This window comes from Streptomyces sp. Q2 (assembly GCF_056820935.1).
In genome coordinates this window covers 63410-75834 of record NZ_JBXEJE010000005.1, presented here as the reverse complement: position 1 = coordinate 75834, position 12425 = coordinate 63410, and the positions used below count along the sequence as shown (strand labels likewise).

At 72.4% G+C, this 12425-nt stretch carries 10 protein-coding genes; all 10 read left to right on the top strand.

Features of this window, described 5'->3' with window-relative positions; all coding sequences use genetic code 11:
* On the top strand, positions 1 to 2452 hold a 2452-nt coding region (locus ACWBNA_RS07385; RefSeq protein ID WP_482703401.1), incomplete at its 5' end, for a PQQ-dependent sugar dehydrogenase.
* Between the two features lie 15 nt (positions 2453 to 2467).
* Positions 2468 to 3829, top strand: a complete 1362-nt coding sequence (locus tag ACWBNA_RS07380; protein ID WP_482703400.1) for a ThuA domain-containing protein — start codon at positions 2468 to 2470, stop codon at positions 3827 to 3829.
* 196 nt (positions 3830 to 4025) lie between these two features.
* On the top strand, positions 4026 to 5153 hold the full coding sequence (locus ACWBNA_RS07375) for an inositol-3-phosphate synthase (protein WP_482703399.1): 1128 nt from the start codon (positions 4026 to 4028) through the stop codon (positions 5151 to 5153).
* A complete protein-coding gene (locus ACWBNA_RS07370; protein ID WP_482703398.1) occupies positions 5150 to 6097 on the top strand; it encodes an SCO3242 family prenyltransferase in 948 nt (315 codons plus the stop codon). The genes ACWBNA_RS07375 and ACWBNA_RS07370 overlap by 4 nt, the downstream gene beginning before the upstream one ends.
* Positions 6098 to 6201: 104 nt before the next feature.
* Positions 6202 to 7086: a sugar phosphate isomerase/epimerase family protein gene (locus ACWBNA_RS07365; RefSeq protein ID WP_482703555.1), complete on the top strand. Its 885-nt coding sequence runs from the start codon at positions 6202 to 6204 to the stop codon at positions 7084 to 7086.
* On the top strand, positions 7083 to 7799 hold the full coding sequence (locus tag ACWBNA_RS07360; protein WP_482703397.1) for an EboA domain-containing protein: 717 nt from the start codon (positions 7083 to 7085) through the stop codon (positions 7797 to 7799). The genes ACWBNA_RS07365 and ACWBNA_RS07360 overlap by 4 nt, the downstream gene beginning before the upstream one ends.
* On the top strand, positions 7799 to 8647 hold the full coding sequence (locus ACWBNA_RS07355; protein ID WP_482703396.1) for a TatD family hydrolase: 849 nt from the start codon (positions 7799 to 7801) through the stop codon (positions 8645 to 8647). The genes ACWBNA_RS07360 and ACWBNA_RS07355 overlap by 1 nt, the downstream gene beginning before the upstream one ends.
* 3 nt (positions 8648 to 8650) lie before the next feature.
* Positions 8651 to 9859 (top strand): metabolite traffic protein EboE, encoded by a 1209-nt coding sequence (gene eboE / locus ACWBNA_RS07350; RefSeq protein WP_482703395.1) that lies wholly within the window; start codon positions 8651 to 8653, stop codon positions 9857 to 9859.
* Positions 9856 to 11253, top strand: coding sequence for an alkaline phosphatase family protein (locus tag ACWBNA_RS07345; RefSeq protein WP_482703394.1), 1398 nt, complete (start codon positions 9856 to 9858; stop codon positions 11251 to 11253). The genes eboE and ACWBNA_RS07345 overlap by 4 nt, the downstream gene beginning before the upstream one ends.
* Before the next feature lie 58 nt (positions 11254 to 11311).
* Positions 11312 to 12382 (top strand): sugar phosphate isomerase/epimerase family protein, encoded by a 1071-nt coding sequence (locus ACWBNA_RS07340; protein WP_482703393.1) that lies wholly within the window; start codon positions 11312 to 11314, stop codon positions 12380 to 12382.
* The last annotated feature ends 43 nt before the right edge of the window (positions 12383 to 12425 follow it).

Below are 12425 nucleotides of genomic sequence, written 5' to 3'. Positions count from 1 at the left end.
GGCGGTCGCCCTGCTCAGCGGCGCGCTGCTGGCGGGCGCGTCCCTCACCCTGACCGCGCCACAGGCCGGCGCAGCCGTCGCCGACCCGGGGACCGCCCCGGCCGCGCCGGCCGCCTCCGCCGCCGAGGACTTCCAGCAGGTCACCCTCGCCAAGGGCGAGCCGGAGGTCGGCGAGCCCATGTCGCTCGCCGTCCTCCCCGACCGCTCGGTCCTGCACACCTCGCGCGACGGCGAACTCCGCCTCACCGACGCGGCGGGCAACACGAGACTCGCCGGCAAACTCGCCGTCTACTCCCACGACGAAGAGGGCCTCCAAGGCGTCGGCGTGGATCCCGGCTTCACGGCCAACCGCTTCATCTACCTCTACTACGCGCCCCCGTTGAACACCCCCGCGGGCGACGCCCCCGAGACCGGCACCGCCGCCGACTTCGCGCCCTTCGACGGCGTCAACCGCCTCTCCCGGTTCGTCCTGAACACCGACGGCACCCTCGACGCCGCCAGCGAGAAGAAGATCCTCGACGTCCCGGCCTCGCGCGGCCTGTGCTGCCACGTCGGCGGCGACATCGACTTCGACGCGGCGGGCAACCTGTACCTGTCGACCGGCGACGACACCAACCCGTTCCAGTCCGACGGGTTCACCCCCATCGACGACCGGGACGGCCGCAACCCCGCCTTCGACGCCCGGCGTTCGTCCGGCAACACCAACGACCTGCGCGGCAAGATCCTTCGCATCAAGGTGAACGCCGACGGTTCGTACGCCATCCCCGACGGCAACCTCTTCGCGCCCGGCACGGACAAGACGCGGCCCGAGATCTACGCGATGGGCTTTCGCAACCCGTTCCGCTTCAGCGTCGACAAGGAGACCGGCATCCTCTACGTCGGCGACTACGGACCTGACGCCGGCGCCGCCGACCCGGCCCGCGGACCTGCCGGTCAGGTGGAGTTCGCACGGGTCACCGGTCCCGGGAACTTCGGATGGCCGTTCTGTACGGGCGACAATGACCCGTATATCGCATACGACTTCGCGACCGGGGTATCCGGTGCGCCGTTCGACTGCAGCGCTCCGAAGAACACCTCCCCGCACAACACCGGTCTGACCGACCTGCCGCCCGCCCAGCCGGCCTGGATCCCGTACGACGGCGGATCCGTGCCCGAGTTCGGCAGCGGCTCCGAGTCCCCGATGGGTGGCCCGGTCTACCACTACGACGCCTCGCTCGACTCGCCGGTGAAGTTCCCCGAGGCCTACGACGGCGACTTCTTCGCCGGGGAGTTCGGCCGCCGCTGGATCAAGCGGATCACCAGCGACGCCGACGGCACCGTCCAGTCGATCAACGACGTGCCGTGGACCGGCACCCAGATCATGGACATGGCCTTCGGCCCCGACGGCGCGCTGTACGTCCTCGACTACGGCGTCTCCTGGTTCGGCGGCGACGAGCACTCGGCCCTGTACCGCATCGAGAACGCCACCGACGGCCACTCCCCGGTCGCGCAGGCCGCGGCGAGCCGGACCTCGGGCCAGGCCCCGCTGCGGGTGAGCTTCTCCTCCGCGGGCACCTCCGACCAGGACGGCGACGCCCTCACCTACGGCTGGGACTTCGGCGACGGCGCCAAGTCGACCGCGGCGAACCCGGCACACACGTACAAGAAGAACGGCACCTACACCGCCACCCTGACCGCCAAGGACCCGAGCGGCCGCACCGGCAGCGCGAGCGTGCAGATCGTCGTGGGCAACACCGCGCCGAAGGTGACCCTCGAACTCCCGCGTGACGGTGAGCTGTTCAGCTTCGGCGACGCGATCCCGTTCAAGGTCCGCGTCACCGACCCCGAGGACGGCAGGAACATCGACTGCTCGAAGGTCAAGGTCACCTTCATCCTCGGCCACGACACCCACGGCCACCCGCTGACCTCCGCCAACGGCTGCACCGGCACCATCCAGACCAGTGCCGACGGCGGCCACGACGACGACGCCAACATCTTCGGCGTGTTCGACGCCGAGTACACCGACGGCGGAGGCGGCGGCCAGGCACCGCTCACCACCCACGACCAGAACGTGGTCCAGCCCAAGCACCGCCAGGCCGAGCACTTCGGCACCTCCTTGGGCGTCTCGGTCGTGGACAAGGACACCGCGCACGGCGGGAAGACGGTCGGGGACGTGCACAACGGCGACTGGATCTCCTTCACGCCGTACGCCCTCGGCAACGCCAAGAAGATCACCGCACGGGTCTCCTCGGCCGGCGCGGGCGGCACGCTCGAGATCCGCGCCGGGTCCGCGAAGGGCACGCTGCTCGGCAAGGCGACCGTGCCGGTGACCGGCGGCTGGGACACCTTCCAGGACGTCAGCGCCGGCATGTCCCGCGCCCCACGCGGCACGACCACGCTGTACCTGGTCTTCAAGGGCAGTGGCTCCGAAGCCCTGTACGACGTGGACGACTTCACCTTCACCACCGGCTGACAGGAGGCGATCGAGATGCGACCAACCAGACGTGTGAGCACGGCGGTTGTCGGCGCGACGCTGCTCCTCGGCTGCGTTTGCGGGCCCGCCGCCTCGCACCCCGACGACGACGGACGGGTGCTCGTCTTCTCCAAGACGGCCGGTTTCCGGCACGACTCGATCCCGGACGGCGTGGCGGCCGTCCAACAGCTCGGCCGGACATCGGGCTTCACGGTCGACGCGACCGAGGACGCCGGCGCGTTCACCGCGCGCAACCTGCGGCGGTACGACGCGGTCGTGTTCCTGTCCACGACCGGAGACGTCCTCGACCCCGCCCAACAGGCGGCCTTCGAGGGCTACATCCGCCACGGCGGCGGCTACGTCGGCGTTCACGCCGCCGCCGACACCGAGTACGACTGGGAGTTCTACGGCGGCCTCGCCGGCGCCTACTTCCAGTCGCACCCGGCGATCCAGCCCGCGACCGTCCATGTCGAGGACCGCGCGCACCCGGCGACCTCGGACCTTCCGCAGACCTGGGAACGCACCGACGAGTGGTACAACTACCGCTCGAACCCCCGGGAACGGGCCCACGTCCTCGCCTCGCTCGACGAGTCGTCGTACACCGGCGGCACCATGCAGGGCGACCATCCGATCGCCTGGTGCCAGACCTACCAGGGCGGCCGCGCCTTCTACACGGGCGGCGGGCACACGAAGGAGTCGTACGCGGATCCGGCATTCCGCAGACACCTGGCCGGCGGAATCCTGTATGCGACAGGCGGTGTCCAGGCGGACTGTCGACCGGAGACCGGATACCGTCCGCTCTTCGACGGCGGCTCGACGGCCGGCTGGAGCCAGGCCGGCCCGGGCTCCTTCACCCTGGACGACGACGGCACGATCACCTCGTCGGGCGGGATGGGGATGCTCTGGTACGCCGACCGGGCCTTCGGGGCGTACTCGCTGAAGCTCGACTGGAGGATGGCCAGTGAGTCCGGCGACGACAACTCCGGGGTGTTCGTGGGCTTCCCACCCTCGTCCGACCCGTGGTCGGCGGTGAACAACGGCTACGAGATCCAGATCGACGCCACCGACGTGCCGGAGAGGACCACCGGCTCCGTCTACGGGTTCCGGTCCGCCGACGTGAACAAGCGCGACCGCGCGCTGAACCCGCCGGGGGAGTGGAACACGTACGAGATCCGAGTGGAGGGCGAGCGGCTGCGCGTCTGGCTCAACGGCGTGAAGATCAACGATTTCACCAACACCGATCCGGCCCGGAGCCTCAGGGACGGTCACGTCGGCATCCAGAACCACGGAGCCGACGACCGGGTGTCCTTCCGCGACATCCGCATCAAGGAACTGCCCGCGAAGTCCCTGGCACCCACGGCTTCACCGGGCGACTGAACGGCGGCGGGCGGGGGACGCCGGACTCCCGCCCGCCGTCTTTCCCCACCGCGAGTTCCGTGCGACCTCCGGCGTGCGTATGGCCCGGGTGTTCGTACGGCTGTTTCATGCCACTTCGCGATAACTCGTGCGAGTTCGTGCTAGTCCGTACGACCTCGTACGACCTCGTACGACCCGTTCGACAAGGAGGCTGCCCATGTCCGCGTCCGTTTCCGCACCGCGCGTCGGTGTATGGCTGATCGGGGCGCGTGGCTCCGTCGCCACCACGGTCGTCGCCGGCTGTGCCGCGGTGAGCGCGGGCCTGCACCCGCCGAGCGGCCTGGTCACCGAGACACCCGCGTTCGCCGACAGCGGTCTGCCGGCCCTGGGGACCCTCGTCTTCGGCGGCCACGACACGCTGGACTGCCCCCTGCCCAAACGCGCGGAGGCGCTGGCGGCCGGCGGTGTCCTGCCGTACGGTCTCCCGTCGGCGATCGAGGCCGAACTGACCGCCGCCGACCGGGAGATCAGGCCTGGCGGACCCGCCCCGGACGACACCCGCAGCCAGGACGAGCTGATCGCCGGCTTCGCCGCCGACATACGGGATTTCGTACAGCGGCGGGCCCTGGAGCGGGCAGTCGTGGTGAACGTCGCCTCCACGGAACCGGCGGCGACCGGCACCGGCCTGCCCGCCAGCTCCCTCTACGCGGCGGCGGCCCTGCGCGCGGGCTGCCCGTACGTGAACTTCACCCCGTCGACCGGCCTGCACCATCCGGCGCTGGCGCCGCTCGCCGAGTCGTCGGGGCTCCCCTACGCGGGCCGGGACGGCAAGACCGGCCAGACCCTGCTCCGCTCGGTGCTGGGCCCGATGTTCGCGCAGCGGGCGCTCGCCGTGCGGGCCTGGTCCGGGACCAATCTCCTGGGCGGCGGCGACGGCGCCTCCCTCGCCGACCCTGCCGCCGCGGCGGCGAAGAACGCCGGCAAGGAGCGGGTCCTCGCCGACACCCTCGGCACGGTCCCCGAGGGCGAGGTCCACATCGACGACGTTTCCGTACTCGGCGACTGGAAGACCGCCTGGGACCACGTCGCCTTCGACGGCTTCCTCGGCGTCCGCATGATCCTCCAGACCACCTGGCAGGGCTGCGACTCCGCCCTGGCCGCACCCCTGGTCCTCGACCTGGCCCGCCTGGCCGCCCGCGCCCACGAGCGGGGCCTGTCCGGCCCGCTGGCCGAGCTGGGCTTCTACTTCAAGGATCCGGTGGGGGAGGGGCCGTCGGCCCTGGGGGAGCAGTACGCGGCACTGGTGGGGTTCGGGCAGCGGCTGCGGGCCGGAGCGGCGCGATGACCGGCCCCGCGGCGAGAGCGGCCTGGGCCGAACTGCTTCGCCTGCCCGCCCTGTTCACCGTCCCGGGCGATGCCCTGGCCGGTGCGGCGGCAGCCGCCCCGCACCCGAACTCCCGCACCCTGCTGGCCATCTGCTCCTCCCTCTGTCTGTACGAGGCCGGCATGGCCCTCAACGACTGGGCCGACCGGGACGAGGACGCCGCCGAGCGCCCGCACCGCCCGCTGCCTTCCGGCCGCGTCCACCCCACCGCGGCGCTCGCGGCGGCCTGCGCCTTCACCGGCGCCGGCCTGTCCCTGGCCGCTCGCGCCGGCCGCCCCGCTCTTGCCGTGGCGACGACCTTGGCGGCGACCGTCTGGGCGTACGACCTCGCTCTGAAACGCACCCCGGCGGGCCCGGTGGCCATGGCGGCGGCGCGCGGCCTGGACCTGCTGCTCGGGGCCACGGCCACGGCCACGACGAGCAGCAGGGCGTTCGGGCGGGAGGCGACCACGCCGGCCACGGGCACCGCGAGCGGCATCCGCCGAGCCCTTCCGTCCGCCGCCCTCCTCAGCGCACACACCCTCACGGTCACGACCGTGTCGCGCCGGGAAACCCAAGGCGGCTCACCCTTGGTCCCGCTGGCGGCCCTGGCCGCGACCGCGGCGCTGACCCGGCTCCTGACCCGTCCGTCCACACGGCCGGGCATCCCCGTGCCCGCGCCCGAAGCCGCCCTGCGCACCGCGCTCGCCGCCGGTTACGCGACGACCGCCGCCCGCCCCTACTTCCACGCCGCCCTCAACCCGTCACCCCCGCTCACCCAACGAGCCGTCAGCGGCGGCATCCGCGCCACGATCCCCTTCCAGGCCGCCCTCTGCGCCCGCTCCGGCGCCCCCGTCACCGCACTGCTCACAGCAGCCCTGGCCCCGCTCGCCGGGAGGTTCGCGAGGAAGGTGAGCGTGACGTGACCCCTGAGGCGCCCCGCCCGTCAACGGCCAAGGCCGCAACCCGGACCGCCGAGGACACCCGGCCGCACAACCCCGCGACCACCCCTTACGCGCAAGGCCCCGCCATCACCCCACCCCCCTCCACCCCCCGCCCCCTCCGTTTCGGCTACGGCACCAACGGCCTCGCCGACCTCCGCCTCGGCGACGCCCTCACGCTTCTCGCCGACCTCGGTTACGACGGCGTCGGGCTGACCCTCGACCACATGCACCTCGACCCGTTCGCCCCGGACCTGGCCGCCCGCACACGCCGCCTCGCGCAACGGCTGGACGTGCTCGGCCTGTCGGCCACCGTGGAGACGGGCGCCCGTTATGTGCTCGACCCCCGGCGCAAACACGGCCCCTCCCTGCTGGACCCCGACCCGGACGACCGTGCCCGGCGTGTCGGCCTGCTGCTCCGCGCGATCCGGGTGGCGGCCGACCTCGGTGCCCACGCCGTTCACTGTTTCAGCGGAATCCCACCGGCGGGGACGGACGCGGACACGGCGTGGAAGCGTCTGGCCGAGGCGTTCGCCCCCGTCCTGGACGCCGCCGCCCGGGCCGGCGTCCCCTTGGCCGTCGAACCCGAACCCGGTCACCTCCTCGCCACCCTCGCCGACTTCCACCGGCTGCGCCGTACCCTCGGCGACCCGGAGCAGCTCGGCCTGACCCTCGACATCGGTCACTGCCAGTGCCTGGAGCCCTGGTCCGTCGCCGAGTGCGTACGCGCCGCCGCCCCCTGGCTGCGGCACGTCCAGATCGAGGACATGCGTCGCGGTGTCCATGAACACCTCCCTCTCGGCGACGGGGAGATCGACTTCCCGCCGGTGCTCGCCGCCCTGTCCGCCGCCGGCTACCAGGGCCTGACCGTCGTGGAACTGCCCCGCCACTCCCATGCGGGCCCTCACTTCGCCGAACTGTCCCTCCCGTTCCTCCGTCACGCGGCGGCGCCCTCACAAGGGAGCACCTCATGACCCACACCCCCGCCGACCCGGCGATCCCGGCGGCAGACCTCCAGGGCGTCACCCTCGCCCGCACTCCGCCGCCCGACCTGCACGGCCGTGTCGTCGCCCACCTCGACAACGCCGCCCGCGCCTGGCTCGACCAGGCCCTCGACGAGGCCGCCGCACATCCCGGCACGCACGGGCCCATCTCGGTGTGGGAGCTGCGCCTCGCCGAGGCCGGGCGCCGCTGCGGCTCCACCTGCGCCGACGCCGTCCGCGTCCTCATCCTGCACGCGGCCCGCGCCGACACGGACGCCCTCACCCGCGTCTACGCCCAGGGCACCGCCGCCGAACGCCGAGCCGTCCTGCACGCCCTGCCCCACCTGGTGCCCGGCCCGCAGGCCCTCCCGCTCGTCGAGGACGCCCTGCGCACCAACGACACCCGCCTCCTCGCCGCCGCGGTCGGCCCGTACGCCGCCCGGCACCTGCCGGCCCACCAGTGGCGCCACGCCGTCCTGAAGTGCCTGTTCACCGGTGTGCCCGTCGACGCGGTGGCCGACCTGGACCGCCGGGCCGACGCCGACGCGGAACTGGCCCGCATGCTCCGCGACTACGCCGCCGAACGCACCGCCGCCGGCCGCCCCGTCCCCGAGGACCTGTACCGCGTCCTGACCCTGACCGACCCCACGGCCGCCCCGCCCGCAGTGAAGGGCGATCAGGGCGGCGACGGCGAGGAGTTCTGATGCGCATCTTCGACCCCCACATCCACATGACGTCCCGCACCACCGACGACTACGAGGCCATGCGCGCCGCCGGTGTCCGTGCCGTCGTCGAGCCGTCCTTCTGGCTCGGCCAGCCCCGCACCTCACCCGCCTCCTTCCTCGACTACTTCGACTCCCTGATGGGCTGGGAGCCCTTCCGCGCCGCCCAGTACGGCATCGCCCACCACTGCACGCTCGCCCTCAATCCCAAGGAGGCGAACGACCCGCGCTGCGTGCCCGTCCTCGACGAACTGCCCCGGTATCTCGTCAAGGACCAGGTCGTGGCCGTCGGCGAGATCGGCTACGACTCGATGACCCCCGCCGAGGACACCGCCCTCGCCGCGCAGCTTCAGCTCGCCGCCGACCACCACCTGCCCGCGCTCGTCCACACTCCGCACCGTGACAAGCTCGCCGGCCTGCGCCGCACCCTCGACGTCGTCCGGGAGTCGGCGCTGTCCCCGGAGCGGGTCCTGGTCGACCACCTCAACGAGACGACCGTCGAGGAGGCCAAGGACAGCGGCTGCTGGCTGGGCTTCTCCGTGTATCCGGAGACGAAGATGGACGAGGAGCGGATGGTCGCGATCCTTGACGCGTACGGGCCCGACCGGGTGCTGGTGAACTCCGCCGCCGACTGGGGCCGCAGCGACCCCCTCAAGACGCGCAGGGTCGGCGACCTGATGCTGGCCGAGGGCTTCGGCGAGGACGACGTCGACCGGGTGCTGTGGCGCAACCCGATCGCCTTCTACGGCCTCAGCGGCCGTCTGAACCTGGAGGTGTCGCCGCCCGAGGCCACCCACGAGGGCAACTCCGTGCTGCGCGGCGGGGAGTGAGCGATGCGCTTCCGCCACCCCGACGGCTCCACCGTCCACCTCGCCTACTGCACCAACGTCCATCCCGCCGAAACCCTCGACGGTGTCCTCGCCCAGCTCCGGGACCACTGCGAGCCCGTCCGCCGGCGCCTGGGCCGCGACCGGCTCGGCATCGGCCTGTGGCTCGCCAAGGACGCCGCCGACGCTCTCGTCACCGACCCGTCCGCCCTGCGCGCGCTGCGCACCGAACTCGACCGGCGCGGCCTCGAGGTCGTCACCCTCAACGGCTTCCCCTACGAGGGCTTCGGCGCCGAGGAGGTCAAGTACCGCGTGTACCGGCCGGACTGGGCCGACCCCGAACGCCTCGACCACACCACCGCCCTGGCCCGGGTCCTGGCCGGCCTCCTCCCCGACGACGTCACCGAGGGCAGCATCTCCACGCTGCCGCTCGCCTGGCGCACCGCGCTGCCACCCGCCGACGGCTGGGCCACAGCGGACGGTACGTCCACGACAGCCCGCTCCGAGACGGCCCGCACCGCCCTGCTCACCCTGGCCCGACGACTGGACGCCCTGGCGGAGTTGACCGGCCGCTCCATCCGCGTCGGCCTCGAACCCGAACCCGGCTGCGTCGTCGAGACCACCGCCGACGCCCTCGCCCCGCTCACCGCGATCGGCCACGACCGCATCGGCATCTGCGTCGACACCTGCCACCTCGCCACCTCCTTCGAAGACCCGCACACCGCCCTGGACGCGCTCACCGGGGCCGGTGTCCCCGTCGTCAAGTCCCAGCTCTCGGCCGCCTTGCACGCCGAACACCCCCATCTGCCCGAGGTCCGTAAGGCCCTGGCCGCCTTCGACGAACCCCGCTTCCTGCACCAGACCCGCACGGCCACCGCCTCGGGCCTGCGCGGCACCGACGACCTCGGCGAGGCCCTCAACGGCGACACGCTTCCCGACGCGTCCCCCTGGCGTGCCCACTTCCACGTCCCGCTGCACGCGGCCCCCGCCGCACCCCTCACCTCCACGCTCCCCGTCCTGAAGGCCGCCCTGACCCGGCTCGTGGGCGGTCCGCACCCGCTCACCCGCCACCTGGAGGTCGAGACCTACACCTGGCAGGCGCTCCCGCCCGAGCTGCGGCCCCGCGGCCGCTCCCAGCTCGCCGACGGCATCGCCGCCGAACTCACCCTGGCCCGCGACCTGTTGACGGACCTCGGCCTGAAGGAGCTCCCATGAGCACCCCCCGGACCACCCCGGGCCCGACCCCCCTCCTCGTCCTCGACGTCGTCGGCCTCACCCCCCGTCTCCTCGACCACATGCCCCACCTCGAGGCGCTCGCCCAATCCGGCTCCCGCGCGCCGCTCGGCACCGTCCTGCCCGCCGTCACCTGCGCCGCCCAGTCCACCTTCCTGACCGGCACCCACCCCGGCGAGCACGGCATCGTCGGCAACGGCTGGTACTTCCGCGAACTCGGCGACGTACTCCTGTGGCGTCAGCACAACGGCCTGGTCGCCGGAGACAGACTCTGGGACGCCGCCCGCCGCGCACACCCCGGCTACACCGTCGCCAACATCTGCTGGTGGTACGCCATGGGCGCCGACACCGACATCACCGTCACCCCCCGTCCCGTCTACTACGCCGACGGCCGCAAGGAACCCGACTGCTACACGCGGCCCGCCGCCCTCCACGACGAACTCACCGAGAAACTCGGCACCTTCCCCCTCTTCCACTTCTGGGGACCGGGCGCGGACCTGGTCTCCAGCCGCTGGATCATCGACGCGACCCGCCACATCATCCGCACCCGCCACCCCGACCTGACGCTCTGCTACCTCCCCCACCTCGACTACGACCTGCAGCGCTTCGGCCCCGACGACCCGCGCTCCCTGAAGGCGGCCGCCGACCTGGACGCGGCCCTGGCCCCGCTTCTGGACGACGCCCGCGCCGAGGGCCGTACCGTCGTCGCGCTGTCCGAGTACGGCATCACCCGCGTGGACCGGCCCGTCGACATCAACCGCGCCCTGCGCCGCGCCGGGCTGCTGGAGGTGCACACGCAGGACGGCATGGAGTACCTCGACCCGATGGCCTCCCGCGCCTTCGCCGTCGCCGACCACCAGATCGCCCACGTCTACGTCCGCCGGCCCGAGGACCTCGACGCGACCCGGGCCGCCCTCGACGGCCTGCCCGGCATCGGGCAACTCCTGGACGACCAGGGGAAGAAGGCCCACCACCTCGACCATCCGCGCTCCGGCGAACTCGTCGCCGTCGCGGAGCCGGACGCCTGGTTCACGTACTACTACTGGCTCGACGACGCCCGCGCGCCCGACTTCGCGCAGCTGGTCGAGATCCACCGCAAACCCGGCTACGACCCGGCCGAACTCTTCATGGACCCGCTCGACCCCTACGTGAAGGTGAAGGCGGCCACGGCACTGGCCCGCAAGAAACTCGGCATGCGCTACCGCATGGCGGTCGTGCCCCTGGATCCCTCACCTATTCGCGGCAGCCACGGCCGCCTCCCCGAGAGCGACGACGACGGTCCGCTCCTCATCTGCTCCACCCCCCGCGCCGTCGGCGACCGCGTGGCGGCCACCGACGTGAAAGCACTGCTGCTCCACCTGTCCGGTCTGTCCTGACTGGTCACCAGTGAAGCACTCACCACTGACAACGCCCTCCCACCACGAGGAGTTCCACATGAGCCGCACCCCCCGCACCACCGGGGCCAGCAAGGCGCACGACCCCGAACTCACCCACCGCCTCACCAGACGAGGCATGCTCGGCGTGGCCGCCGGCACCACCGCCGCCGCCATACTCGGCGCCGCGGCGGCCCCCGCCACGGCCGCCACCGCCGGCACCGAAGCAGCGACCTCCGCCACCGGCCGGGGCCGTCCCGTCCTGCCGCCCGGGCGCCTCGGCATCCAGCTGTACAGCCTGCGCGACAAGGTCTCCACCCTGGGCTTCGCCCCCGTCTTCGCCGAGCTGGAGAAGTACGGCTACGACGAGGTCGAGTTCGCCGGGTACACCCAGGGCTCGGCCGGTCCGATCACGCTCGCCCAGCTCAAACGGCTGGCCCGGAACCACGGCCTGAACCCGATCGGAAGCCACGTCGGCTACTACTCCAGCGACCCGAACGCCTACACCTTCGCCCAGAACCTCACCAAGGTCCTCGACGACGCCCAGGCCCTGGGTCTCAAGCACATCGGCACCGCCGCCGGACCGTTCCGCTACGGCTCGACCGTCGACGCGTGGAAGCGCGCGGCCGAGGACTTCAACACCTACGGCGCGGCGGCCAGGGCACGCGGCATGAAGTTCTACCAGCACAACCACTCCGAGGAGTTCTCCTTCGCCACCGACAACCCCAAGGTCCGGCTCTACGACGTGCTGCTCGCCGAGACCGACCCCGACCTGGTGTTCCTGGAGATGGACATCTTCTGGGCGTACTCGGGCCAGTTCCGCTTCTCGAAGCGGCCCGACGGCACGCCCGCACCCTTCGAACCCCTCGACTACGTCCTCAGGCAGCCCCACCGCTACCCGCTCTTCCACGTCAAGGACGGGGAGCGCGACCCGGCGAACCAGTACGGCTACCGCATGACCGACGTCGGTGACGGAGACATCGACTACCAGCGGTTCATCTCCGCCGTGACCCGGCTGCGCGGCGAACGGCTCGCCCACCACTGGCAGGCCGAGCACGACAACCCGACCGAGTCGTTCACCTTCGCCCGCCGTTCGAGCGAGCACCTGCACTCCCTGCGGGAGAAGTGCTGACAGCTCACCCGCACATGAGGCGGCCCTCCCCGGATCCGGGGAG

Coding starts and splice junctions, on each gene's coding strand:
- ACWBNA_RS07380 (WP_482703400.1), top strand. CDS start 2,468: ATGCGACCAACCAGACGTGTGAGCACGGCGGTTGTCGGCGCGACGCTG.
- ACWBNA_RS07375 (WP_482703399.1), top strand. CDS start 4,026: ATGTCCGCGTCCGTTTCCGCACCGCGCGTCGGTGTATGGCTGATCGGG.
- ACWBNA_RS07370 (WP_482703398.1), top strand. CDS start 5,150: ATGACCGGCCCCGCGGCGAGAGCGGCCTGGGCCGAACTGCTTCGCCTG.
- ACWBNA_RS07360 (WP_482703397.1), top strand. CDS start 7,083: ATGACCCACACCCCCGCCGACCCGGCGATCCCGGCGGCAGACCTCCAG.
- ACWBNA_RS07355 (WP_482703396.1), top strand. CDS start 7,799: ATGCGCATCTTCGACCCCCACATCCACATGACGTCCCGCACCACCGAC.
- eboE (WP_482703395.1), top strand. CDS start 8,651: ATGCGCTTCCGCCACCCCGACGGCTCCACCGTCCACCTCGCCTACTGC.
- ACWBNA_RS07345 (WP_482703394.1), top strand. CDS start 9,856: ATGAGCACCCCCCGGACCACCCCGGGCCCGACCCCCCTCCTCGTCCTC.
- ACWBNA_RS07340 (WP_482703393.1), top strand. CDS start 11,312: ATGAGCCGCACCCCCCGCACCACCGGGGCCAGCAAGGCGCACGACCCC.